The following is a 23,019-nucleotide window of genomic DNA, read 5'->3' as shown; positions in this document are numbered from 1 at the left end:
AATCCAATCAAGCCTCAAAAATACCGACGATGTCGTCTTCATTCATGATCAAATATTCTTGGCCATCAATCTTGACTTCGGTACCGGCATACTTGCCGAACAGCACCTTATCTCCCTCTTTGACATCCAGGGGACGAAGTTCGCCGTTTTCCAGCAACTTGCCGTTACCTACGACCACCACTTCTCCCTTGATTGGCTTTTCCGCAGCAGTATCTGGGATCACAATGCCTGATGGCGTGGTTTTCTCTTCTTCCCAACGTTTGACTACGACGCGATCATGTAAAGGACGAATCTTCATCTCATCTCCTTTCGTTGAAAATCAACATTGTTAGCACTCACCAATGTAGGCTGCTAAAAAATATAGTGATTTCAAAAATATTTTCAACCCCTGGCATGTAAAAATTTTTGGGCACTCAAAGCTGGCTGTCATATTTTTTTACAAATAAATCACTGGCATCCGCCCTGGAATTCAGAAACATAATATAACTTATTGATAAATATATAAATATTAAAAAACGGCATAACTTCTGCGTAAATAAAAATTCAAAGGCACAACTAAATATCCAGGGTCTTAGCCATGAACGATTCAACTCACATAACCTCCTTCGACTTCGACGAATGGCAGCAACTTGCCAAAGCCAATCCCGCAGCCTTTGAAGTCAAGCGCCACGAAACCATCACTCAATTCCTTGAACAGCTCGCTCCCGAGCAACGTCACCGTCTGGAAAAATTACAATGGCGAATTGATATGGAAAGAAAGCGCAGCGCCACGCCTATGAGCGCGCTGTTAAAAATTTATGACCGGATGATGACTTCCCTGCACCAACAAAAAGCAGCCCTGGATAGTTTTTTGAATGACAATCCCGCACCCGAGACACCAAGCAAGGCGATGAGAAAAAATACGGTAATCGATTTAAAACCACGTTGTCAGTGATAACGTAGAAATACACGCCCGGGCCCGAATTTCGCCGTCAACTGATTCATTAATTCATCATCCGGCTGAATTTGCCACTGTTCCCCCAAACGCAGCCGCGCCTGGGCCTTGCCATTGCGATAATCCACATAGACCGGGCAACAGCCTCTTCGGGAAAGAATCAGGGATTTTAATTGTTCCATTTGGGGCTTGGGATTGGAAACTTTTTCGGAAGCTTGCCAGATAATCCATAAACCCTTGGCAAACTTCTCCCGGGCTTGCGCCACGGTGTATAACTTTTCCGCCACCAAACGCAGTTGATTGCTGTAGTCATCCCGGGCAATGACGCCCTCTGCTACTAACACGGCATCTTTGTGGATAATGTCATGGTACTGCTCTAATACTTCAGAAAACACAGCCGTCTCCAGGCGGCCACTGCCATCTTCCAAGGTAAGAAATAACATTTTTTTGCCTTGTTTACTTTGCCGGGATCTCAACTCGACCACTAAGCCAGCTGTCACCGCCGAAACGGAATCCTTGGCCCTGGAATCATGGAATTTTTTATTCAGTTTGGCGATATCGCCGCTGATGAATTGGGACAATTCTTGCCGGTATTCATCCAGGGGATGACCGCTGAGATACATGCCGAGAACAGCTTTTTCCTCCGCCAACTGTTGGGACTGCGTCCAGGGCGGGACAGATAACTTCGGCGTTGTTGAAGCGCAGTCATTCATTGGCTGTTGGGGCTGCAATCCAAACAAATCATTTTGCCCCAGCGAGACACTCCGATGGTGTTGTTCCGCAGTTTGAATAGCCAGGGGAAGCGCTTCCAACAACTGCGCCCTGTGTTGGTTGAATCCATCCAAGGCGCCCGCGCGAATCAAGGCCTCCAACACTCGGCGATTGGCCTTTCGCAAATCAATCCGGCGGCAAAAATCATACAGATCATGGAAAGGACCGTTAGCCTCTCTTTCCGCCAACAGCATTTCAATGGCCGCCTGGCCCACCCCCTTGATGGCGCCCAAGCCATAAAGAATGGCACCATCCTCCAGCGCGGTAAACCGATAACAAGAACGATTGATATCCGGCGGCAACAAGGTCAGTTTAAGCGCCCGGGATTCTTCCACAAAGCCTACCAGCTTATCGGTATTGTCCATATCGGAAGACAGTACCGCCGCCATAAATTCCGCCGGATAATGGGCTTTCAACCATGCGGTCTGATAAGACACCCAGGCGTAGGCGGCCGAGTGGGACTTGTTGAAACCGTAACCGGCGAACTTTTCCATCAAATCAAAAATATAACTGGCGGTTTCCTCGTTAACACCCTGCTCGACCGCACCCTTGACGAAAATCGCCCGCTGTTTGGCCATTTCTTCCGGCTTTTTCTTACCCATGGCCCGGCGTAACAAATCCGCGCCGCCCAAGGTATAGCCCGCCATGTCCCGGGCGATTTGCATCACCTGTTCCTGGTAAAGAATAACGCCATTGGTAGGCTTGAGTATGGGCTCCAATAATGGATGGGCATAGTTCGCCTTAGCCCGGCCGTGTTTGACATTGATATAGTCATCCACCATTCCCGATTGCAACGGCCCTGGCCGGAACAGTGCCACCAGGGCGATGATATCCTCAAAGCAATCCGGTTGCAGGCGCCGGATCAGATCCTTCATCCCCCGGGATTCCAGCTGGAAGACGGCAGTTGTCTGGCAAGCTTTTAATAAGGCAAAGGTGTCAGGGTCATTCCTGGGAATCTGGTTGATATTGATGGCAGCCTCACCCTTCTCTTTCAAGCGGGCGTTAATGGTTTGCAGCGCCCAATCGATGATGGTCAGGGTTCTGAGCCCCAAAAAGTCGAATTTGACCAGACCCGCCGCTTCCACATCGTCCTTGTCGAATTGGGTGACTACCGAAGCTTCGCCTTCTTCACAATAAAGCGGGGTAAAATCCACCAACGCGGAAGGGGCAATCACAACCCCACCGGCATGGGTCCCGGCGTTACGGGCAACGCCTTCGAGCGTACGGGCAAGATCAATGAGCGCCTGAACCTCTTCATCTTGATCGTAAGCCCGTTTGAGATCTTCGCTTTCCGACAGGGCTTTCTCCAGAGTCATGCCCAATTCAAACGGAATCAGCTTGGCCAATTTGTCCACAAAGCCGTAGGGATGGCCCAATACCCTTCCCACATCCCGCACCACCGCCTTGGCCGCCAAGGTGCCGAAAGTAATAATTTGCGCAACTTTATCCCGGCCGTATTTCTCGGCCACATAGTCGATGACTTGATCGCGCCGTTCCATGCAAAAATCCACGTCGAAATCGGGCATCGATACCCGTTCCGGGTTGAGAAAGCGCTCAAACAAAAGATCGAATTCCAAGGGATCCAAATCGGTGATTTGCAGGGCATAAGCGACCAACGATCCGGCCCCGGAACCCCGCCCCGGTCCCACCGGGATGCCGTGCTGTTTGGCCCAGCGGATAAAATCGGCCACAATCAGAAAATAGCCGGGAAAACCCATTTGCACAATGACATCCAGTTCCATTTGCAACCGCTCGTAGTAACTTTGCCGGTTCTCCGCTGCAACGGCGTTTTCATTCAGACGCAGCTCCAGCCCTTCTTTAGCTTCGGCGACAAAGTGCGCTTCAATGGTCTGGCCGGAAGGCACCGGGAAAATGGGCAAACAAGGTTTTCCCAAGTCTAATTCCAGATTACAGCGTTTGGCGATTTCTACTGCGTTCTCCAAAGCCTCGGGAATGTCGGAAAACAGTTCCCGCATTTCCTCCGGGCTTTTCAAATACTGGGATTCGCTATAAGGCCGGGGGCGCTTGGGATCATCCAATATCCATCCGCCATGGATACACACCCTCGCTTCATGGGCTTCAAAATCATGCTGATCCAAAAACCGTACATCATTGGTTGCTACTACCGGCACCCCTTCTTCCACCGCCAAATCCAAGGCCTGTTCAAGATATTCCCCCTCGCCTGAGCGGCCGGTGCGTTGCAGTTCCAAATAGAATCTGTCATCAAAGAAGTGCAGCCATTCTTGTAACCGTTTTTTGGCGGGCACTGACTGGCCTGCCAGCAACAACCTGCCAATTTCACCTTCACGCGCGCCTGACAGGGCAATCAGGCCTTGACTATGATCCTTTATCCATTGTGGTTTCAGCATCGGCCGCCCAAGATATTGGCCTTGCTGGTAGCCCAAAGAAAGCAACTGAGTAAGATTGCGATAGCCTTGGCGATTTTGCACCAGCAAAGTCATCCGGTCCGGCGCATTATTATCTTCACCATTTTTAACCCAGATATCCGCCCCGGCAATGGGCTTGATGCCTCCAACCAACGCTGCTTTATAGAACTTAACCAAAGCAAATAAATTGCCTTGATCAGTCACGGCAACCGCAGGCATGTTTAAAGCCGAGCACCGGGCGATCAAGGGTTTGATTTTGACCAGACCGTCCATCAGGGAAAATTCGCTATGAAGGCGCAGGTGAATAAATTCAAAGGCCATCGGTTTTATTCCAAGTTTGTGTCTATACTTAACAAGTGATTTAACTCAGGTTCACGCACCATCTACATTTTTTATCGCTGATGCATTGGCAAAAACTGACCAATCCGGTGCTTGGTGGTTACCAATTTGAACTATTCAAAACGCCAATCCTAACCAAGCAGTTGCCTGGCCATATGATTTTATCGCCTTTCCATTTAACGCTTGGAAAATTTCATCCTGGGCCAAATGGCAAACCCGCTTGCCAGCGATATCTCTTTTGGAAAACCCTTTAATCAGGCTACGCGACTGAGAGCTCATGGATTCCTTTGAAAGTGACAGCAGCGCCGAACCTTCTACCTTAACAGCGGAAAATTTTGATCGCCTTCTGTCCCTGTTACTACTGGACCAAGTGGAATTTGGCCTGATTGTCCTGGATGCAAGGGGACGGATTTTGCTGTTTAACCAGTGGCTGAGCCTGCGCTGCGGTATTCATGGTGACAGCGCCATTGGACTTTCTATTATTGATTTTTTTCCCGCGCTCAAAGGGAGCCGGTTGCACTACGCCATCAAAACCGCTCTCAACCATAAGATGACATCGCTGATTTCTTCCTCAATGGATCAACCCCTTTTGCCTTTGATGGATAAACATCAAAAGCCCATCATCCAATCAATCACCGTCAAACCGTTGGAACATACCCAGTTGGGCAACCTGTGCTTGATTCAAGTGGAAGACGTCACTGCCAGTACCCAAAGGGAAAGCCAATTTTCCGCCCAGGCAAAAGCCATGAAGGAAATGGCGGAAAAACATCAAATTATATTAAATACCATTGACGAAGGCTTCATCCAGTTCGATGCTCAAGGCACAATCTATCTTAGCAATAACACCGCCGGCAAAATGTTTGGTGGTTCCAGCTCAGAATTGATCAACCGCCCAATCCAATCATTATTTGAACCATCCGATAAAAACCAAGCCTTTTCGCTATCAGCGCTGCCTTCCCAATACAGTCTGGAAGCCCAGGGAATTCGCCTGGACGGCAGCCGGTTTCCTTTGGAGATCTCTTTCTATTCCACCCAATTTGGCAAAAGCCCCCTCCAATTTGCCATCTTGAGGGATATCTCAGTCCAGAAAAAGGTAGAAAGCCAACTCCATCAGGAAAAGGAGCGGGCCCAAGTCACTTTATTATCCATCGCCGATGCGGTCATCACCACCGATGAAACGGGGCGCATCCTATCCTTGAACCCCGCGGCGGAACGCTTGACCGGCTGGAGCGGAAAAAAAGCCCAGGGGCGTCCCATCGAACAAATCTTCTACGTGATTGAAGAGCAAAGCCGAAATCCCGCGCCCAACCCGGTACAAGCCTGCCTGCAACGAAAAGAGACCATCACCAACGATGAAGATTATATTCTGATCTCCCGCAATGGCGACGAGTTCGCCATCACTGCCTCGGCCGCGCCGGTTTTCGATTTCAACCATAATCAGTTGGGCGCGGTGTTGGTGTTCAGGGATGTGAGCCATACTCGCCGCCTTTCAGCACAACTGGCGTGGCAAGCCAGCCATGACCCGCTCACCGCGCTGCCCAATCGGCGAGAATTCAAGCGCTGTCTGCAACAACTGGTGGATGACGCCAAATTGAATCATCATAGTCACAGCCTGCTCTATATCGATCTGGACCAATTTAAAGTGGTTAACGATACCTGCGGTCACGCCGCTGGCGATAATTTACTTTGCCAATTGGCAGATCTTCTCAAAACCGATTTACGCAAGGAGGACGTTCTGGCCCGTTTAGGGGGAGACGAATTCGGCGTTCTCCTGCCCCGCTGCTCGCAAAAAGACGCCATCCGAATTGCCAATTTACTCAGAAAGCGCCTGGAAGATTTCCGCTTTGCCTGGCATAACAATATTTTCCGGATAGGCGTGAGTATCGGCCTCACCATGATCACCAATAAAACCAGTACCGCCGAAGAAATTCTCAGTGCTGCGGATTCGGCTTGTTACGTCGCTAAAGACACTGGCCGCAACCGGGTCTTTGTCCATGATCCTGAAAACAACGATCCAGCCTCAAGCAGCCACCGCGAAACCTTACAATGGGCCGCGCAAATCCAAAAAGCCCTGGATGAAAACCGCTTTTGTCTGTTTCTGCAGAATATTGCCTATACCCACGACCCGGCAGGCATCAGTCCCCACGTTGAGGTATTGATTCGCATGTTTGATCAGAAGGGTCAGTTGATACCCCCAGGCGCCTTCATTCCAGCAGCGGAAAGGTATAGTTTAATGGGCGCCATTGATCAGTGGGTCATCAAAGAGCTATTTGGTTACCTTGATAATTTCGAACCGGAAGAATTTGATCAGCTCCCTGTTTACAGTATTAACTTATCCGGCATCTCCCTGAGTCAGGAGGATTTTCTCGAGCATATTCAGGATCAAATCCAACGCTCTCAAATTCCCGCTACCAAGCTCTGTTTTGAAATTACAGAAACCGCCGCCATTGCCAATATGAAAAAAGTTGTCCACTTCATTACCTCCCTTAAAGACAAGGGATGTCGTTTTGCCCTGGACGACTTTGGCAGCGGCCTGTCTTCGTTTGCCTATTTGAAGTCGTTGCCGGTGGATTATTTAAAAATTGACGGGTATTTCGTCAAAGATATTGCCACCGATCCACTGGACCGGGTGTTTGTGGAATCCATCAACCAAATCGGCCACGCCATGGGCCTGAAGACCATTGCGGAATTTGTGGAAAATAATGACATCGTCGCGGTCCTGCGGGAAATTGGCGTGGACTATGTCCAAGGTTATGGCGTCGCCCGTCCCGAACCCTTTCTCAACTGCCCCACCACCCGCTTGACTGGCGCAAAAGAATAGCGGTGCCACAAGGAAGGGCCTTGTTTTTGAAGTTGCTGACGGTGAAATTGCGTGGGATAACCTTTGTGCCGCCAGATACCATAATCACAGGCTAAACGATCCAGCACAGTCATTTCTCTATCCCTCGCTACTTTGGCAATAATGGAAGCGGCGGAAATGACAGGAACAAGGCCATCGCCGCCAATAACCGCTTCCACAGGCATGGGCAACGCAGGCAAGTGCCTGCCATCGACCAGCACCCGGTCGGGCCGGACAGATAATCCTGTTACGGCTCTTTGCATGGCCAGTAGTGTGCACTGAAGAATATTAAAGTGGTCAATTTCTGAAGGTTCCGCTCTGCCAGTGGCCCAAGCTATCGCGTGATATTGAATCTCTTGACTGAGTTGTTCCCGTTGCTGGGGGGAAAGGGATTTTGAATCCGCCAACCCGGCGATGGCGCAATCCTCAGGCAGAATGACTGCGGCGGCAACTACTGCCCCCACTAGACACCCCCGGCCAACCTCATCAACGCCAGCGGTTAAAGATGTTTTCATCGCAACAAGCTGCGGCCTCGATGATGCAAAAAATCAAGCATTGGCCGAATAACGTCCGCCTCTTTCGCCAAGTTTTCGATACGTTCCAAAGCTTCTTCCAGGCGCAGTTCGGATTTATATAAGTATTTGTAGGCTTGGCGAATGGCCCGGATGGAATCCGGAGGCATGCCGCTGCGCTCCAATCCGATTTGATTGATCCCACGGGGCCGGGTCGGTTGACCGCCGACCATGACAAAAGGCGGAATATCCTTATTGATATGACTTCCCATGGCTGAAAAAGCATGGCAACCAATCCGGCAAAACTGGTGAACCAGGGTAAATCCACCCAATGTCACATGATCCTCAAGATGTACGTGACCGGCAAGAGAGGCCGCATTGGCCATCACTACGTGATTCCCAATCACACAATCATGGGCCACATGGGTATAGGCCATCAGCAGATTGTGGCTGCCGACCGAAGTCTTCCCCCGGTCCTGAACCGTACCCCGGTGAATAGTGCAATACTCGCGGATGGTGTTGAAGTCCCCAATTTCCAGGGTTGTCCTTTCACCTCGGTATTTTTTATCCTGGGGATCTTCACCCACTGAGGCAAACTGAAAAATCCGGTTTGAAGCACCGATGCGGGTTGGGCCTCGAATAACCACATGGGGACCGATAATGGTTCCTGGGCCGATTTCCACATTGGCGCCTATGACCGTGTAAGGGCCTATTTGGACATCCCTGGCCAGGACACAGTCCCCGGCAATCACCGCCGTTGGGTCAATCAAACTTCCCGCTCTGCCGCCGCACACATGATTTCTGCGCTGGCTACAAATTCTCCATCCACGTCCGCCTGACAGGAAAATGCCCAAATATTGCGTTTATGGCGTAGGTATTTCACTTCCAGGCGAAGCTGATCCCCAGGAGAAACAGGGCGCTTGAAGCGCGCCTTGTCGAGACCCACCAGGTAATAAATCATCTCTTTCTCCCCAAGCGCCTCAGGGGCGCTTTCAGAAGCCAACAGGCCTGTGGCCTGCGCCAACGCTTCCATAATCAGGACACCGGGCATGATTGGCTGGTCTGGGAAGTGGCCTTGAAAATAAGGCTCGTTGTAAGACACGTTTTTTATCGCCACCAAGCGCTCCCCTGGAATACACTCTATAACCTTATCCACCAATAGAAAGGGGTAGCGGTGGGGTAAAAATTTCATGATTTTTTGTATATCCAAAAGCCCTGTCCTTTTCGAAATCTTGATAATTACAAAATGATATGTCTATACACTAATCTGTCATTGAAGTTTCTTTTGTACCTTTTCCGTCACGTCCACTTTGTCACTGGCGTAAACGACGCCATCGGTTAAAAGCAAATCATATTTTTCTTCCTTGGCCAAAGCTTTAATGGCTTCAAAGACCTGTTTTTGCAGCTTGGCCAGTTCTTCGTTACGGCGAATATTGAAATCTTCGCGAAACTCTTCCTGGGCCCTTTGCAGTTCACGACGCTTGGAAAGAATTTCCCGTTCGATTTTGCGCCTTTCCGACTCACTCATAACCGCCGCATCCCTGGCTAGTTTTTCCTCCAATTTTTTCAGCTCTTTTTGTTGCGCCACCAACTTCTTGTCTCTAGGAGAAAATTCCTGTTCCAGCTTTTTCTTGGCCTTTGCGGCCTGAGGTGCTTTCTCCAACACCCGCGCCACGTTCACAAAGCCAATTTTGATCTCCTCCGCCCAACTGGGAGCAGCAATCACCCATATTGCGATTATAGCGACACAACTTTTTATAACATTCAACATGAAATTCAAACTCCTAATTACAATTAAAAACCAGATCCAAAAGAAAACTGGAATTTTTGCACCTTGTCATTCCCCTGGGCATTGAGGGGCTGCGCCAAACTCACAGACAATGGTCCAAAAGGGGATAGCCATTGCGCGGAAATGCCCGCCGAATAACGAAGCTCTCCTATATCTGGTTTATCTTTTTTGGCTCCAAAGTCGTTAAATACATTACCGGCGTCAAAAAACACCCCAAGCCGGAAAGAAGATTGCAGCTCTTCATCCAGAAACGGCACGGGGAAAAATAATTCCGCGCTGGCCACCAGCTTAGTTGTTCCACCGAACGGGTCATTACGGGAATCCCTAGGACCCAGGGTATTTTGCCTGAATCCTCGAACCGATTGAACACCGCCCGCGAAAAAATGCTCAAAGAATGGAAGCGTTTTGGTACTGCCATAGCCGTCACCATAGCCAATATCCCACTTTAGAGCAAACACCAGATCCTTAGCCAACGGGACATAATGCTGGAACTTGTAGCGAAGCTTATAGAAGCTCAAATCGCCTATGGGGGCCGAAGCGGACGCAGTCAGCGTTTGCCTGCCGCCTTTGGTGGGGAAAACCGCCCGATTCAAGTTATCGTGCACCCAACCAAAAGACATGGATAAGACATTGTAAATCTTGCCATTTTGTTTGACAAAATCGATAATTTGGTCGGAGGTATTTTTGGAAGTTTTTAATTTGGTCCGCTCAAAATCCAGATTCATTTGAAAACGGTCATATTCGCTTAAAGGAATGCCTGAACTCAGTCCCCCCGTTAACGTATCGGTAGTATACCTGGCCACGTTGGCTTGACTGGCATCGGTTTTGCGGTAACTGATATCAAAACCGGCACTGATCCCATCCAGGGTAAAGTAAGGATTGAAATAGGCCACCCGGTAAATGGTGGAAACCCGGCTATTGTTGAAATTAAAGCTGATTCTTTTTCCGGTCCCCAGGAAATTGTCTTGCGTCACGCTGGCATTGAAGATCAAGCCTTGTACCTGAGAAAACCCCAACCCTGCGGTGAGGTTTCCGGAAGGTTTTTCTTCCACCGTATAATTAACATCAACTTGATCCAGGGTACCTGCCACCGTGGGCGTTTCCACATTGACTGATTTAAAATATCCCAATCTTTCCAGGCGGGTTTTGGATCGCTGGATTTTGGAAGTGGCCGCTACCGCCGCTTCCATCTGTCGCATTTCCCGGCGGATCACTTCATCCTGGGTGCGGGTATTGCCTTTGATATGGATTCGGCGAACATAGATCCGTCGGCCTGGATCGACAAAAAAAGTCAATTTGACGGTTTTGGTTTCGTCGTCGATTTCCGGCACCATATTGACATTGGCAAACATGAACCCTTCATCACCCAACCTTTCACTGATTGCCTGGGAAGTATCCGTGGCCCGCTTGCGTGAGAACCTTTCGCCAGGTCCGATCTTAAATAGGGAAATCAACTCTTCAGACGGCACAATCAATTTCCCCGTCAGTTTCACCTCTTCCACGGTATAGACATCGCCTTCATCCACGTTGATGGTGATATAGATATCCTTTTTATCCGGCGTGATGGAAACCTGGGTCGATTTTACGTCAAATTTCACGTAGCCCTGATCCATATAAAAGGAACGCAAACGCTCCAGATCCGCCGCCAGTTTTTGCTTGGCATATTGGTCATTTTTGGTATAAAAAGACAACCAACCCGTCGTACCCAACTCAAAAACCTTCAGCAATTCCTTGTCGCTGAAAGCCCGGTTGCCCACAATGTTAATTTGCTTGATTTTGGCGGCCTTACCTTCTGCTATTTTTATCAAAATAGCTACCCGGTTATGAGTAATCGGCGTCACTTCCGTCTTGATCTCTACCCCATATTTGCCATGGCTGTAATATTGCCGCCGCAGCTCATTTTCCACTTTTTCCAGCAACTTGCGGTTGAAGACATTGCCTTCGGAAAGGCCGACACTTTTCAAGCCTTTCTTTAAATCATCGGTCTTAATATCCTTATTGCCGATAATTTTAATCGCCGCAATGGCGGGCCGTTCCACCACATCGACAATCAAAACATTGCCTTCCCTCAGCAATTTAACATCCTTGAACAAACCGGTTTTATACAGCTGACGAATTATCTGGGCGGCCACCCGACGATCAAAGCGTTCACCCGGCTTGATAGGCAAATAATTGAAAACGGTACCCGCGGTCACCCTTTGCAAGCCTTGTACCTGGATGTCTTCGATGACAAACGGTTCATCCGCCAAGACGATACGAACCCACAGAAAGGCAAGCAACACTAAACAATTGAGGAATTTCATTGGACTCCGGTAGGATCCCCTCGAATAGAGAGTAAAGAGGAGGAAGACTTAAGTTATTTTTATTCTCTGACTTTCTTTTCCAACTGTTCCAAGCTGATGTGGCGAACGTCTTTGCCCTTCACGTAATAAATCACGTATTCGCAAATATTACAGCTACGGTCGCCAATCCTCTCCAAGGCCCTCGCCGACCACATAATATCCAGGGCGACGGGGATGCTGCGGGCATCTTCCATCATGTAAGTGATCTGTTGGCGTAGAATGCTTTCATATTCCTTGTCCACTTGCTCGTCCTGCTCCACCACTTTCAGCGCGTGTTCCACATCCATCCGCGCGAAAACATCCAGGGCATCGTGGAGCATGGTTTTGACGTGCCTGGCCAGTTGCTCCAATTCACTGAGCTGATTTTTCTTGGGATAGTGGGCGTTTAAATCCAATGCCTGACGGGCAATGCGGCGAGCCTCGTCGCCGATGCGCTCGAGATCGGCAATCATCTTAATGACTGCCAGCACCAAACGCAGATCCCGGGCGGCCGGTTGGCGGCGGGCAATAATCTGGGTGCATTCTTCATCGATTTCCACTTCCATGGCATTGACGTTGTAATCGTTGGCAATCACCTGCTCGGCAAGCACTACATCGTTCTCCAACAATGCTTGAATGGCGTTTCCCACTTGCTCTTCCACCATTCCCCCCATCACCAGCACCCGATTGCGGAGGTCTTCCAGCTCTTGGTCAAACTGTTTGGAAATATGGGGATGCAGACTCTCTTCAGTCATCGTGAAATCTCCCTGATCCTGCCTTTCTTAAAATCTGCCCATTGTATGCTGAACGGTAGGGTTTCTCAATTGTGATGGACGTAGCATTACCCTTACAGGGCAATTTCAGCTAAGGCAAAATTACCAAAATCTACTAAATTTATCTGTATAGCTTTCTATTTACCTGAAATAGCAAGGGACATGGGCCAATCTGTATCACTGGTACTTTCATTGACATAAGGTAATACCCTGATATTTCAACATTTTGCCTATTTGATACAAGCCTTCGTTAACAATCATTACTCTTGTCAATGACCACCCAACTCCAATCAGATCAGTCACAAGCGGAAAATCAGGATCGAAGGCGGTATCCCCGGCATCCCATCGAATTACAGGCTTCATTGCAATTTTCTGAAGTGCTGTCCTTGCCCTGCGTGATTCGCAACTTTTGCCAAGGCGGGGTTTTCTGCCAGCTGCAACATTCCCTGTCCCCGACCCCGCCACGCGGTACTCCTTTGAAACTAGTATTTTCACTATCCGAACAGGGACAAGAGGTTCATACCCTGGAGGCCCGGATAGTACGAGCCACTGATAATGGCGTGGGCATTGCCTTTCTTGAGGAGTTATCAGAATCCCTGTTTGAAGCATTTCATGAGTTGGCTCAAGCCACCCAACGCCCCGTTCCCAAAACAGGGGAAATACCGGACAGCCAAACCCTCAGGGATTTCTGCCTCTCCACAGGAAAAGGGTTAATCCAAAATACAGCCCGACGCCTGATGGAAGGCATAGAAGCACAACTGCTTGATGCATCTGATATGGCGGAAAATAACACGGAAAAAATCGCCTACATCGATGCCAGCGCTCTTTGCAAGCAACATTCAGAAACAATTCAACAACAGTTCACGCGAGCTTTTGAGGAAAAGGTTGAAGAATTTTTTTCTTTGAAGTTTTATGCCAACAATAAAAGTGCTCCGTCCGGTTATTCATTAAGCCTGATTGATCAAAATAATTTTGAGGATTGGTTAAATTTATCGGAAAGCGCCGCTCCCATAGAAAGCCATTACCAACAGGTTTTACGCAAGCTGGATTATATTTTCGCCGCTGCTACCCAGCGCAGCCTGGATAGCGCCAGAGCCCCCTTGATACCGACGGCACTGCTCGAGTGCCTGCGCAAAGCCTTGGAGTCGGTGGAAATTCAGGATAAAAATGTTAGAAAAGTCATTTATCGCACTTATAGCGAACTTCTGTTTCAACCCTATACAGATACCCTTAACGCTTTTGCAAAAAACTTCGGCATTCCGCTGGATGAACTGCCGCCTGTTGAAAAGCCGGCTAAAAATACCGCCTCCAAACCTCCAGCTAAGGGGGAAAATAAAGAGGACGAAGAAAACACCGATGATTCAGCGCCTGAAGCGCAGTCTCCAACCCAAGACCCAAACCCGATGCCCGGTGTTTCTCCGCAAACACCGGCACCGTCCTCTCAGAATTTGTCGAACCTGCCTTCGGGCATTCTGCAAAGTTTCGCTCATCAACTGCAACAAAGTGTACAGCGCAGCCAAGGGGCGAATACCACTCCCGGACAACTTCTCCCTCCTCAGCAAGTGGTTGATTTCCTACCCAAACTGCAACAATTAGCTCAGCAGGATTGGGATGCGAAACAGCTCGAAGAACAAATTCTGGCCATGGCGGCCGAAAATGGCATGGAAAATCCGGATCTGGACATACAAGCCAAAGGATTCATCCAGGCATCGTGTCAGCTTTCCGAGGCTTTGGTGGACGAGGCAGGACGTAGCCAAACCATTCAGAACCAGCTAGGCCAGCTGCGTCTGCCGCTGGTCAAAATTGCCTTGACCCATCCCGATCTATTGGAAGATGAAAACTCTCCGGCCACGGAAATGATCAATTATCTGGGGCGGCTCGATCAGTATCTGGCCCAAAACCCAGTCAAATTCAATCAAATCACCCAGCTTTTGGAACATGCCTCAAAACGGCTCTTGCAGAAAGACTCGGATATCCAGTCTACCCTCGAAAAAACCAATGCAAGACTGCGCCGCTTACTGGCACCACTAGTAAAAAAACAGCGTCACTTGACCCAACGCCTGATCAATAGTTACGAAGGCCGCCAGAAGATCGCCCTCTCCAAGCGCCAGGTATATCAAGAAGTTATCAAAAGATTGGCCGGTCAACCAGTACCGGAAATCCTGGTCAATCTCTCCGATGCCGGCTGGCAGCATCTTCTGGTACTGACATTATTGCGTCATGGCAGGGAAAGCAAGCTATGGAAACACCGGCTGGGTGCGTTGGACAAACTTTTGGCATGGCTTTCCACGGATTCAGAAAAACAATTGCCACAACGGCAAATTCTCTCTTTGCTGGAAAATATTGATAATGATCTGGCCCGGGTTTGTGGCGATGTTGTCCGCCACCGGGAAATTATGGACGAACTCTCTGCCCATTTGATTGGCACGGGAGAACCTATGATCAGAAAACAACCCAAACTGGTCACCTTTGATCCAGGTCATTTTGCCGATCCTTCCATTGCGGCCTACATCGCCATGCCCTCAACGGATGAGCTGACGGAAGTCGCCGTTGGTGATTGGCTGGAGATAAAACATCAAGGCGAGGTTCGTCCCTATAAATTATTATGGATTGGCGAATTTCCCCCGCTTTTTGTCTTTATCGACGCCACCAATACCCAAAAGTTGGAACTGAATAGCCAGCAGTTGGCGGAAATGCTGGCGGATGGGCGGGCGAAAAGAACCCATAACCGGGACTTTCCCTTGATGGACCGGGCCTCTGACCGGATATTGCACCAGTTATATGACAATATTGTCGAGCAAGATCTAAAGCCCGACGCTAGAACAGGGTTCCTTAACTCAGAGAATTTCAACCACTACCTCAAAGGATTACTTCTCAAATCGCGGGGAAGGAGTGGCACGCATATATTGTGTCAAATGGAATTTGATTTGTTTCGAGTCATTGCTTCCGTCTGTGGTGCCACATCGGGAGAGTCGTTTCTCACCCATATACTGAAAATTCTCCATGCCCACCTTCCCGAAACCATCAAGATTGCCCGTTTACGGGAAAATACCATAGGTTTGGTTTTGGAAGATTATGATCTCGACAGCGCCCTCCCTGTGATAACCAGAGCCCGGGATGAAATTATCGCCTTTGAATTCAAGTGCGGTGATCATGAATACACCATCGATACCCATGTCGGGCTGGTTGTCTTTTCACCGCAGGATGTAGTTAAAGACATACTTTTGAATGCCAATACCGCTTGTATGAAGGCCAAGGACGGCGGACGCAACGCCATTGAAGTTTACCGGGAAGATGACGCGCAGATCAAAAAGCAGCAAGAACTTCTATTGTGGGCGGGCAAGCTCAACAGCCTATTCAAGGAAAACCGCTTGTTTCTCCGTTGCCAGCAAATCGCCCCGCTCAATCCCGACAGCCCGGGTCATTACGAAATTCTGATTGGCGCCAATGACGAGGAAGGTAAATTCCTGGCGCCCGACGGCTTCATTCCCGCCCTCGAACATTTCAAGCGATCCTCCGAGCTGGACAAATGGGTCATCGAAAAGACCATGGGCTGGATGCTCACCAACCCAGATAAACTGGAAAAGATTGGCGGGTTTTCCATTAATCTTTCCGGCCAGACAGTAACCAGTGAAAAATTCCTGATTGCCCTTGAGAAGTTGCTTTACCGCTACAATCACCTGACAAAAAAATTAACTTTTGAAATCACCGAAACCGCCGCCGTGGATAACTTTCACCAGGCCGCCAAGTTCATACGCCGCATCAAACGCCTGGGTTGCAAGTTTTCCCTGGATGATTTTGGCACCGGCTATGCTTCTTATGCCTATTTGAAGCACATGGATTTTGATTACCTGAAAATTGACGGCAGCTTCATCAAGGACATCGTCAACAGCCCCGCCGATGCCGTGATTGTGAAATCCATGAATGACATTGGCCATTCCCTGGGGCTGAAAACCGTGGCCGAATATGTGGAAAATGAAGCCATTTTGGAGAAGCTCAAGGAAATCGGCCTGGATTATGGTCAAGGCTACGGCATTGCCAAACCGATTCCGCTGACGGAACTTCTACCGTGACCATTCAGGGGGAAACCGAGCGTCATTCTCGCGAAAGCGGGAATCCAGAGAAGTAAGCAAGTTACATACCCATCTCTAATCTAATAGGAAATCTCCAACTAATCGAGACAAGCGCTAAGTTTCCGGTTTGAAAAAAGAAGCTGGCCGCTGAATTTCGGTTTCACCCTTCAATAAAGTGAATTTTCCTGCTTTCTCCAACTCTTCCAGCCATAAATCATGATGCTGACGGGCCCAGGATAAATCCACTTCCCCGGTTATCATCCCTTCCAACGCCCCTTCCGTGCCAATGGTGCCGATATAGATATGTCCCAATGCCCCAACGATCACCAAAAAAGCAGAAACCACGTGCAGGAGATGCGCGATTTGCATGGATTCCCGCTCTAGGCCGAACAGGGGTAAATCCAGCAGCAACCCTGTGACCGAAAGCACGCCACCTACCGTCATCAATAGCCAAAACCAACCCTTTTCACCGGCATTCATCCGTCCCGCCGGGGGATGCGCGCGGCCCACCAATCCGCCCAAGGCCTTGAACCAGGCCCCATCGATGCCGGGCCGCCAAAGATTATCCTTGAACCAAATCAAAATCATGGGCACCAAGCCGGCAATAAACAAAGGCCCTGAGAGATTGTGCAGCCACTTGGCCCACTGAGCCCAATGCGCAAACTGCGCCTTGTCCAGCCAAGGCAACAGTACGGCTTTGCCATAAAGTAACGTCAAACCCGTCACCGTCAGGAGGATGAACAAAACCGCCACAAACCAATGGAGTACCCGCTCCCCTAGATTCCAGCGTGGAATCTTGATGCCGGTACGTGGTTTTTCCAACTTGACTTGGCCGCGGAGAAGATAAAACAAAGCCAACAAGGCCAAGGTTGCCCCCAGTGCTATGGCGCCCCCGCTGAATAATGGCCCGTTGCGCCACCGGCGCCAGATTTCTCCCGAAGCCTGGATCAACTCCCCCGTTTCCTGGCCTTTGACGGCGCTATAGCCTGCCACCCCTTCCCGCACCATCCGCCACAAATCTGCACGGGAGATTTGAAAAGCAAACTCATTTGCAGCCCAAACGGCCCCACCAATCAGCAGCAGGGCAAGCAAACCCGCCAGCCATTTGATTTTGTTACTGTGATCCGCCGCTGCCATCGTTGCCGCCGTGGTCATTCTCCCTAACGGTCCATTTGTCCCATGAGAACCCGGCGGCGCAGCACCTTATCCTTTTCTGGGATGACGTTAGCGTGCTTGTCCCGCTTGCCCGCGTACTCGGGATTTTTATCGAGCATTTCCCGCGCTTGATCACCGCATCCCATCAGCACTAACGTTGCCATTACCATCAACCCCACTTGTTTCATGAGGACATGTCTCCGTAGGCTTTCCCCCATCCCCAAGGGGCGGCTGGTTTAGGAGGTTCCTCCTCCCGGTCGGCGCGGCGGACCACGCGGCCGCGGAAGATATCGGCAATGACATCGCCGTCTCCCGCCAACAAGGCTTTGGTGGAACACATTTCCGCGCACAACGGCAACTTGCCTTCGGCCAGGCGGTTGCGTCCGTATTTTTCGAATTCCTCTTCCGAATTATCTTCCTCCGGCCCCCCGGCGCAAAAGGTGCATTTATCCATCTTGCCCCGCACTCCAAACGCGCCATCCTGAGGAAACTGCGGCGCGCCGAAGGGACAAGCGTAGAAACAATAGCCGCAGCCGATACAGATATCCTTGTCGTGCAGCACCAGGCCGTCATCGGTGATATAAAAACAATCCACCGGACACACCGCGGCGCAGGGAGGATCGCTGCAATGCATGCAGGCCACGGAAATGGATTTTTCCCCAGGCTGGCCATCGTTGATGGTCACCACCCGGCGGCGGTTGACGCCCCAAGGCACCTCGTGCTCATTCTTACAGGCAGTGACACAAGCGTTACATTCGATGCAGCGTTCGTCGTCGCAAAGAAATTTCATCCGTGCCATGACTAATCCCCCGCCCGCCGGATCCGGCACAGGGAGATTTTGGTTTCCTGCATCATGGTGACCGAGTCATAACCGTAAGTAAAGACGACATTACAAGATTCCCCCCGGACATAAGGCTCGCTCCCTTCGGGATATTTCCCCTTGAGGTCAACCCCTTCCCACCATCCACCAAAGTGGAACGGCATGAACACCGTTCCCCGCGGCACCCGGCGGGTCACGAAAGCCATCACTTTGATGCGGCCGCCTTCCGGCCCTTCCACCCAGACCATCTCTTCGTGACGCACGCCGGCATTATTGGCATCGGCAGGGTGCAGTTCAATGAACATATCCTGCTGGAGCTCCGCCAGCCAAGGGTTGGAACGGGTCTCATCGCCACCGCCTTCATATTCCACCAACCGGCCCGAAGTCATCTGCAAGGGAAATTCCTTGCTGAAATTAATCTGCTGAATGGAGGCATAACGGGTTGGCAGGCGGAAATAATGTTGCCGATCGGGGTAGGTGGGATATTTTTTCACCAGGTCCCGACGCTTGGCATAGAGCGGCTCGCGGTGCAGCGGAACCGGATCGGGAAAGATCCAAACGATACAGCGGGCCTTGGCGTTGCCGTATGGGGCGCAGCCGTGCTTGATGGCTACCCGCTGAATGCCGCCGGAAAGATCGGTCTTCCAGTTTTTTCCCTCGGCGGCCTTTTGTTCTTCCGGGGTCAATTCATGCCACCACCCCAGTTTCTTTAACAGTTTATCGTCGAATTCGGGGTAGCCATCCTGGATTTCAGAACCCTTGGGGTAGGATTTGTCCGCCAATAAACTGATGCCGTTATGCTCAACGCCGAACCGGGCACGGAAAGGCAGCCCCCCTTCGGCCACCGGCTTGCTCAAGTCGTAAAGAACGGGCGAGCCTGGATGGCCCATTTCCGGCTTACCCCAGCACGGCCAGGGGAGACCATAATATTCGCCGTCACAAAAGCCGCCTTCCGCCTTGAGGGTGGTGGTATCAAAGCTGGCCCAGTTCTGTTGCTGGAGTTTCAGCCGCTCTGGGCTGTGGCCGGTGTAACCGATGGTCCAAGCGCCCCGGTTGATTTCCCGGAGAATATCCTCAATCAACGGTTCATCGCCGTTGACCTGGATGTTTTTGGTCAATTCGCCGGCAAACCCCAGTTTTTTCGCGAACCGGTACATGATGACGTGGTCGGGCTTGGAGTCGAACAGGGGTTCTATCACCCGGTCGCGCCATTGCACCGAGCGGTTGGAAGCGGTCACCGAACCGTAGGTTTCAAATTGGGTACAGGCCGGTAGCAGGTAAGTATCGTTTTGCCGGTCGTGCATCACCGCCGACACCGTTGGATAGGGATCAATCACCACCAGCAAATCCAGCTTTTCGAAGGCCCGCTTCATTTCCGGCCCCCGGGTCTGGCTGTTGGGGGCGTGGCCCCAGAAGATCATGGCGCGCAGGTTGTCCCGCTGGGAGAGGTTTTCCTTCTTCTCCAACACCCCGTCTATCCAGCGGGAGACGGGAATGCCGGACTGGAACATGGTGCGTTTCTTGCCGCCATTGCCATCGTCGTATTCGGCCGGGTCAAAACGGCTGGAAAGCCAGTCGTAGTCTAGTCCCCAAACCGCCGCCCAATGGCGCCAAGCCCCTTCGCTCAAACCATAATATCCGGGCAGGGTATGGGCATTGGGACCAAGATCTGTCGCACCCTGAACGTTATCGTGACCGCGGAAGATATTGGTGCCGCCTCCGGCCACGCCCATATTGCCCAGAGCCAACTGCAGAATGCAAAGCAGCCGGGTCTGGTTGTTGCCGTGGTGATGCTGTGTGATACCCATGCACCATACCACCGTGCCGGGCCGGTTTTCCGCCAGGATCTTGGCAACTTTAAACACCTCCTCTTCCGGAATGCCGGTGACGTTTTCCACCTCTTTCGGCGTCCATTTGGCGGTTTCCTTGCGGATGGCTTCCATGCCGTAAACCCGCTGCTGGATAAAGGTTTCATCTTCCCAGCCGTTTTTGAAAATATGCCACAAAATGCCGTAGATGAAAGGCACATCCGCCCCCGGACGAATCCTCACGTACTGATCGGCATGGGCGGCGGTGCGGGTGAAACGTGGATCCACCACAATCAGGCGGGCGCCCCGCTCCTTGGCGCGGAAGATATGCTGCATGGAGACGGGATGGGCTTCCGCGGGATTGCCGCCGATAATGAAAATGGCCTTGCTGTTGTGGATATCGTTGTAAGAATTGGTCATCGCCCCGTAGCCCCAGGTATTGGCTACCCCGGCCACGGTGGTGGAATGGCAAATGCGGGCCTGATGATCCACATTATTGGTACCCCACAAGGCGACAAACTTGCGCAGCAGATAAGACTGCTCGTTATTGTGTTTGGAAGAACCCAGCCAATACACTGAATCCGGCCCCGATTCTTCGCGGATTTTAAGGAGCTTGTCGCCGATTTCTTCGATAGCCTGTTCCCAGGTTATCCGGCGCCACTCGCCATTAATCTTTTTCAGGGGATATTTCAGGCGCTTTTCCCCGTGGCCGTGTTCGCGCACCGACGCCCCCTTGGCGCAATGAGCCCCCAGGTTGATGGGGTGATCGAAGGCCGGTTCCTGACCAATCCAGACCCCGTTTTTGACCTCCGCGATAATCCCGCACCCCACCGAACAATGGGTGCAAATGGTGCGCACCTGACGGTAATCATCGGGACCGTGATGATGGCCCTCGTGAGCCTCCACCTTGCGCATGAATCTCAAGGGCAGCGCGCCAGCCAGGGTCGCGCCGGTGGTAGCTACCGCGGTTTGGTAAAGGAAGGTGCGCCGGTCAATGCCGCTGTCTTCGGTTTCTGTGGGATCCACCCGTCTCAGTTTCATGCTCACTCTCTCCTAATCTCGGGCGGTATCGTAGTATTTCTTGATATGTTCAGTGGCTTGGTAACCCTGCTTTTTTTTCTCCAGCAAAGGCGGTGTGTTGCTTGGTTCAGCCTTCCCCGCCAACGCCGTTAAACCAACGCCCCCCACCGTCAAACCCGCCAAACGCCGGAAAAAACCCCGGCGGTTTACTTTTTCTGGATTTAAATCAGCCATTGTTTCCTCCCCCATCTTGACGCTTTTGACAATTAAAGCGCTAATGCATGGCCAAGGTCAATGGTATATTAGTAGTTATGTCATTAGAGCAGCTTTCAATAGGAACATTACCTTGGGTTATGTTTTTAGCTATTGAAATTCGCCATCAAACCTGCGAGAGGAGAAGGACAGACAATAATGCAATCCCATGAAGTGGATTACCAAATTATCGGCCATGACCTGCAAATGGTGGAAGTCACCTTGGACCCTGGCGAGACCGTCATTGCCGAGGCTGGCACCATGACCTACATGGAACAGGATATCGCCTTTGAAACCCGGATGGGAGACGGTTCCGAGGGTATCATGGGAAAATTATGGAAAGCGGGAAAACGCCTGCTGACCGGAGAATCTTTATTTTTCACCCACTTCACCAATAAAGGCAGTCATCCCCGCAGAGTCGCCTTTGCCGCCCCCTACCCTGGCTCCATTATCCCTTTGAACCTGGCTGAATACGGCAACGAAGTCATTTGCCAGCACGATGCTTTCCTGGTGGCGGCGCTGGGAACCGATGTGGATGTGGTCTTTCAAAAACGGCTGGGAACCGGCTTTTTTGGCGGCGAGGGATTCATACTCCAAAGATTAAGCGGCGATGGCATGGCCTTTCTCCATGCCGGCGGTACTGTCATTCGCAAGGATCTGGCAGATGAAACCCTGCGTCTCGACACCGGCTGCCTGGTGGCATTTACCGCAGATATCGATTACCGCATTGCCCTTTCCGGCGGACTCAGGAGTATGCTGTTCGGCGGCGAAGGCATTTTCCTCGCCACTCTCTCGGGCACCGGCAGCGTCTGGATTCAAAGCCTGCCATTCTCACGGCTGGCGGATCGGGTCATCGACCAGGCTTACGCGGCTGGGAGAATTTTGCCGGGGGAAAAAGGTTAGGAAGAACCCGCATTTGCAGAGTTTCCAACGCAAAAGGGGCACTATCAACCACTGTTAACTGACTATCTGATGTTACGCACGATCATTCCGCATTATCCTCCCCCTCCCCGGCCCTCCCCCGCAAGCGGGGGAGGGGGCAAGGGTGGATTATCTGACCCTGCCGTGCCGGCGAGGAAGGGGGATGCGGGTTGTTCTCCGCCCAACGACAGAAGTGGCGGAAAACCAAACATTACTCCCCTCTCCCACAGGGAGAGCAACCGTGTTCCCTGTCAAGCCATTTTTGGCGTCCAAGGGGTGTTATTTTTAATCATGGCGTTCATGAT

The 23,019-nt window shown here is 51.0% G+C and carries 15 protein-coding genes and 1 pseudogene; 4 read left to right on the top strand and 12 right to left on the bottom strand.

Annotated elements, in window-relative coordinates; genetic code table 11:
- Positions 1 to 7: 7 nt before the first annotated feature.
- Positions 8 to 298 carry a co-chaperone GroES gene (locus AXA67_01135; protein KXJ39573.1) on the bottom strand — a complete coding sequence of 97 codons (291 nt, stop codon included), beginning with the start codon at positions 296 to 298 and terminating at the stop codon, positions 8 to 10.
- Positions 299 to 577: 279 nt separating this feature from the next.
- Between AXA67_01135 and AXA67_01130 the strand changes: the two genes are divergently transcribed.
- Positions 578 to 934, top strand: coding sequence for a hypothetical protein (locus AXA67_01130; GenBank protein KXJ39572.1), 357 nt, complete (start codon positions 578 to 580; stop codon positions 932 to 934).
- Here the strand turns inward: AXA67_01130 and AXA67_01125 are convergent.
- On the bottom strand, positions 928 to 4,413 hold the full coding sequence (locus tag AXA67_01125; protein ID KXJ39571.1) for a DNA polymerase III subunit alpha: 3,486 nt from the start codon (positions 4,411 to 4,413) through the stop codon (positions 928 to 930). The two genes, AXA67_01130 and AXA67_01125, sit on opposite strands and share 7 nt — an antisense overlap.
- Before the next feature lie 295 nt (positions 4,414 to 4,708).
- On the opposite strand from AXA67_01125, the gene AXA67_01120 reads away from it, so the two are divergent.
- Entirely contained in the window at positions 4,709 to 7,252 is a 2,544-nt protein-coding gene (locus AXA67_01120; GenBank protein KXJ39570.1) for a hypothetical protein, read from the top strand.
- Positions 7,253 to 7,781: 529 nt separating this feature from the next.
- Here the strand turns inward: AXA67_01120 and AXA67_01115 are convergent.
- From AXA67_01115 to AXA67_01095, 5 genes are all read right to left on the bottom strand, one after another.
- Positions 7,782 to 8,552 (bottom strand): acyl-[acyl-carrier-protein]--UDP-N-acetylglucosamine O-acyltransferase, encoded by a 771-nt coding sequence (locus AXA67_01115; protein KXJ39601.1) that lies wholly within the window; start codon positions 8,550 to 8,552, stop codon positions 7,782 to 7,784.
- Positions 8,549 to 8,974, bottom strand: coding sequence for a 3-hydroxyacyl-[acyl-carrier-protein] dehydratase FabZ (locus tag AXA67_01110; protein KXJ39569.1), 426 nt, complete (start codon positions 8,972 to 8,974; stop codon positions 8,549 to 8,551). The genes AXA67_01115 and AXA67_01110 overlap by 4 nt, the downstream gene beginning before the upstream one ends.
- Before the next feature lie 78 nt (positions 8,975 to 9,052).
- Positions 9,053 to 9,553 carry a hypothetical protein gene (locus tag AXA67_01105; protein KXJ39568.1) on the bottom strand — a complete coding sequence of 167 codons (501 nt, stop codon included), beginning with the start codon at positions 9,551 to 9,553 and terminating at the stop codon, positions 9,053 to 9,055.
- 23 nt (positions 9,554 to 9,576) lie between these two features.
- Positions 9,577 to 11,874 carry an outer membrane protein assembly factor BamA gene (locus tag AXA67_01100; protein KXJ39567.1) on the bottom strand — a complete coding sequence of 766 codons (2,298 nt, stop codon included), beginning with the start codon at positions 11,872 to 11,874 and terminating at the stop codon, positions 9,577 to 9,579.
- A 59-nt stretch (positions 11,875 to 11,933) separates the two neighbouring features.
- A complete protein-coding gene (locus AXA67_01095) occupies positions 11,934 to 12,647 on the bottom strand; it encodes a transcriptional regulator PhoU (GenBank protein ID KXJ39566.1) in 714 nt (237 codons plus the stop codon).
- Positions 12,648 to 12,937: 290 nt separating this feature from the next.
- Between AXA67_01095 and AXA67_01090 the strand changes: the two genes are divergently transcribed.
- Positions 12,938 to 16,738, top strand: coding sequence for a hypothetical protein (locus AXA67_01090; protein KXJ39565.1), 3,801 nt, complete (start codon positions 12,938 to 12,940; stop codon positions 16,736 to 16,738).
- 189 nt (positions 16,739 to 16,927) lie between these two features.
- Here AXA67_01090 and AXA67_01085 read toward each other — a convergent pair.
- From AXA67_01085 to AXA67_01065, 5 genes and pseudogenes are all read right to left on the bottom strand, one after another.
- Positions 16,928 to 17,875 (bottom strand): annotated as a pseudogene (locus AXA67_01085) (hypothetical protein).
- A 23-nt stretch (positions 17,876 to 17,898) separates the two neighbouring features.
- The gene (locus AXA67_01080) at positions 17,899 to 18,081 is read right to left on the bottom strand and encodes a hypothetical protein (GenBank protein KXJ39564.1); all 183 of its coding nucleotides are present in this window, start codon (positions 18,079 to 18,081) and stop codon (positions 17,899 to 17,901) included.
- Positions 18,078 to 18,692 (bottom strand): formate dehydrogenase, encoded by a 615-nt coding sequence (locus tag AXA67_01075; GenBank protein KXJ39600.1) that lies wholly within the window; start codon positions 18,690 to 18,692, stop codon positions 18,078 to 18,080. The genes AXA67_01080 and AXA67_01075 overlap by 4 nt, the downstream gene beginning before the upstream one ends.
- Positions 18,693 to 18,694: 2 nt before the next feature.
- Positions 18,695 to 21,562: a formate dehydrogenase gene (locus tag AXA67_01070; GenBank protein KXJ39563.1), complete on the bottom strand. Its 2,868-nt coding sequence runs from the start codon at positions 21,560 to 21,562 to the stop codon at positions 18,695 to 18,697.
- Positions 21,563 to 21,574: 12 nt separating this feature from the next.
- Positions 21,575 to 21,775, bottom strand: coding sequence for a hypothetical protein (locus AXA67_01065; protein KXJ39562.1), 201 nt, complete (start codon positions 21,773 to 21,775; stop codon positions 21,575 to 21,577).
- Between the two features lie 177 nt (positions 21,776 to 21,952).
- Between AXA67_01065 and AXA67_01060 the strand changes: the two genes are divergently transcribed.
- Positions 21,953 to 22,696: a hypothetical protein gene (locus tag AXA67_01060; GenBank protein KXJ39561.1), complete on the top strand. Its 744-nt coding sequence runs from the start codon at positions 21,953 to 21,955 to the stop codon at positions 22,694 to 22,696.
- Positions 22,697 to 23,019: the final 323 nt, after the last annotated feature.

Source organism: Methylothermaceae bacteria B42 (genome assembly GCA_001566965.1).
Classification (GTDB): Bacteria; Pseudomonadota; Gammaproteobacteria; order Methylococcales; family Methylothermaceae; genus Methylohalobius.
This window is presented reverse-complemented; position numbering and strand designations above follow the sequence as displayed.

Coding starts and splice junctions, on each gene's coding strand:
- AXA67_01060 (KXJ39561.1), top strand. CDS start 21,953: ATGCAATCCCATGAAGTGGATTACCAAATTATCGGCCATGACCTGCAA.
- AXA67_01125 (KXJ39571.1), bottom strand. CDS start 4,413: ATGGCCTTTGAATTTATTCACCTGCGCCTTCATAGCGAATTTTCCCTG.
- AXA67_01110 (KXJ39569.1), bottom strand. CDS start 8,974: ATGAAATTTTTACCCCACCGCTACCCCTTTCTATTGGTGGATAAGGTT.
- AXA67_01065 (KXJ39562.1), bottom strand. CDS start 21,775: ATGGCTGATTTAAATCCAGAAAAAGTAAACCGCCGGGGTTTTTTCCGG.
- AXA67_01135 (KXJ39573.1), bottom strand. CDS start 298: ATGAAGATTCGTCCTTTACATGATCGCGTCGTAGTCAAACGTTGGGAA.
- AXA67_01080 (KXJ39564.1), bottom strand. CDS start 18,081: ATGAAACAAGTGGGGTTGATGGTAATGGCAACGTTAGTGCTGATGGGA.
- AXA67_01070 (KXJ39563.1), bottom strand. CDS start 21,562: ATGAAACTGAGACGGGTGGATCCCACAGAAACCGAAGACAGCGGCATT.
- AXA67_01130 (KXJ39572.1), top strand. CDS start 578: ATGAACGATTCAACTCACATAACCTCCTTCGACTTCGACGAATGGCAG.
- AXA67_01105 (KXJ39568.1), bottom strand. CDS start 9,553: ATGTTGAATGTTATAAAAAGTTGTGTCGCTATAATCGCAATATGGGTG.
- AXA67_01075 (KXJ39600.1), bottom strand. CDS start 18,692: ATGGCACGGATGAAATTTCTTTGCGACGACGAACGCTGCATCGAATGT.
- AXA67_01095 (KXJ39566.1), bottom strand. CDS start 12,647: ATGACTGAAGAGAGTCTGCATCCCCATATTTCCAAACAGTTTGACCAA.
- AXA67_01100 (KXJ39567.1), bottom strand. CDS start 11,874: ATGAAATTCCTCAATTGTTTAGTGTTGCTTGCCTTTCTGTGGGTTCGT.
- AXA67_01090 (KXJ39565.1), top strand. CDS start 12,938: ATGACCACCCAACTCCAATCAGATCAGTCACAAGCGGAAAATCAGGAT.
- AXA67_01120 (KXJ39570.1), top strand. CDS start 4,709: ATGGATTCCTTTGAAAGTGACAGCAGCGCCGAACCTTCTACCTTAACA.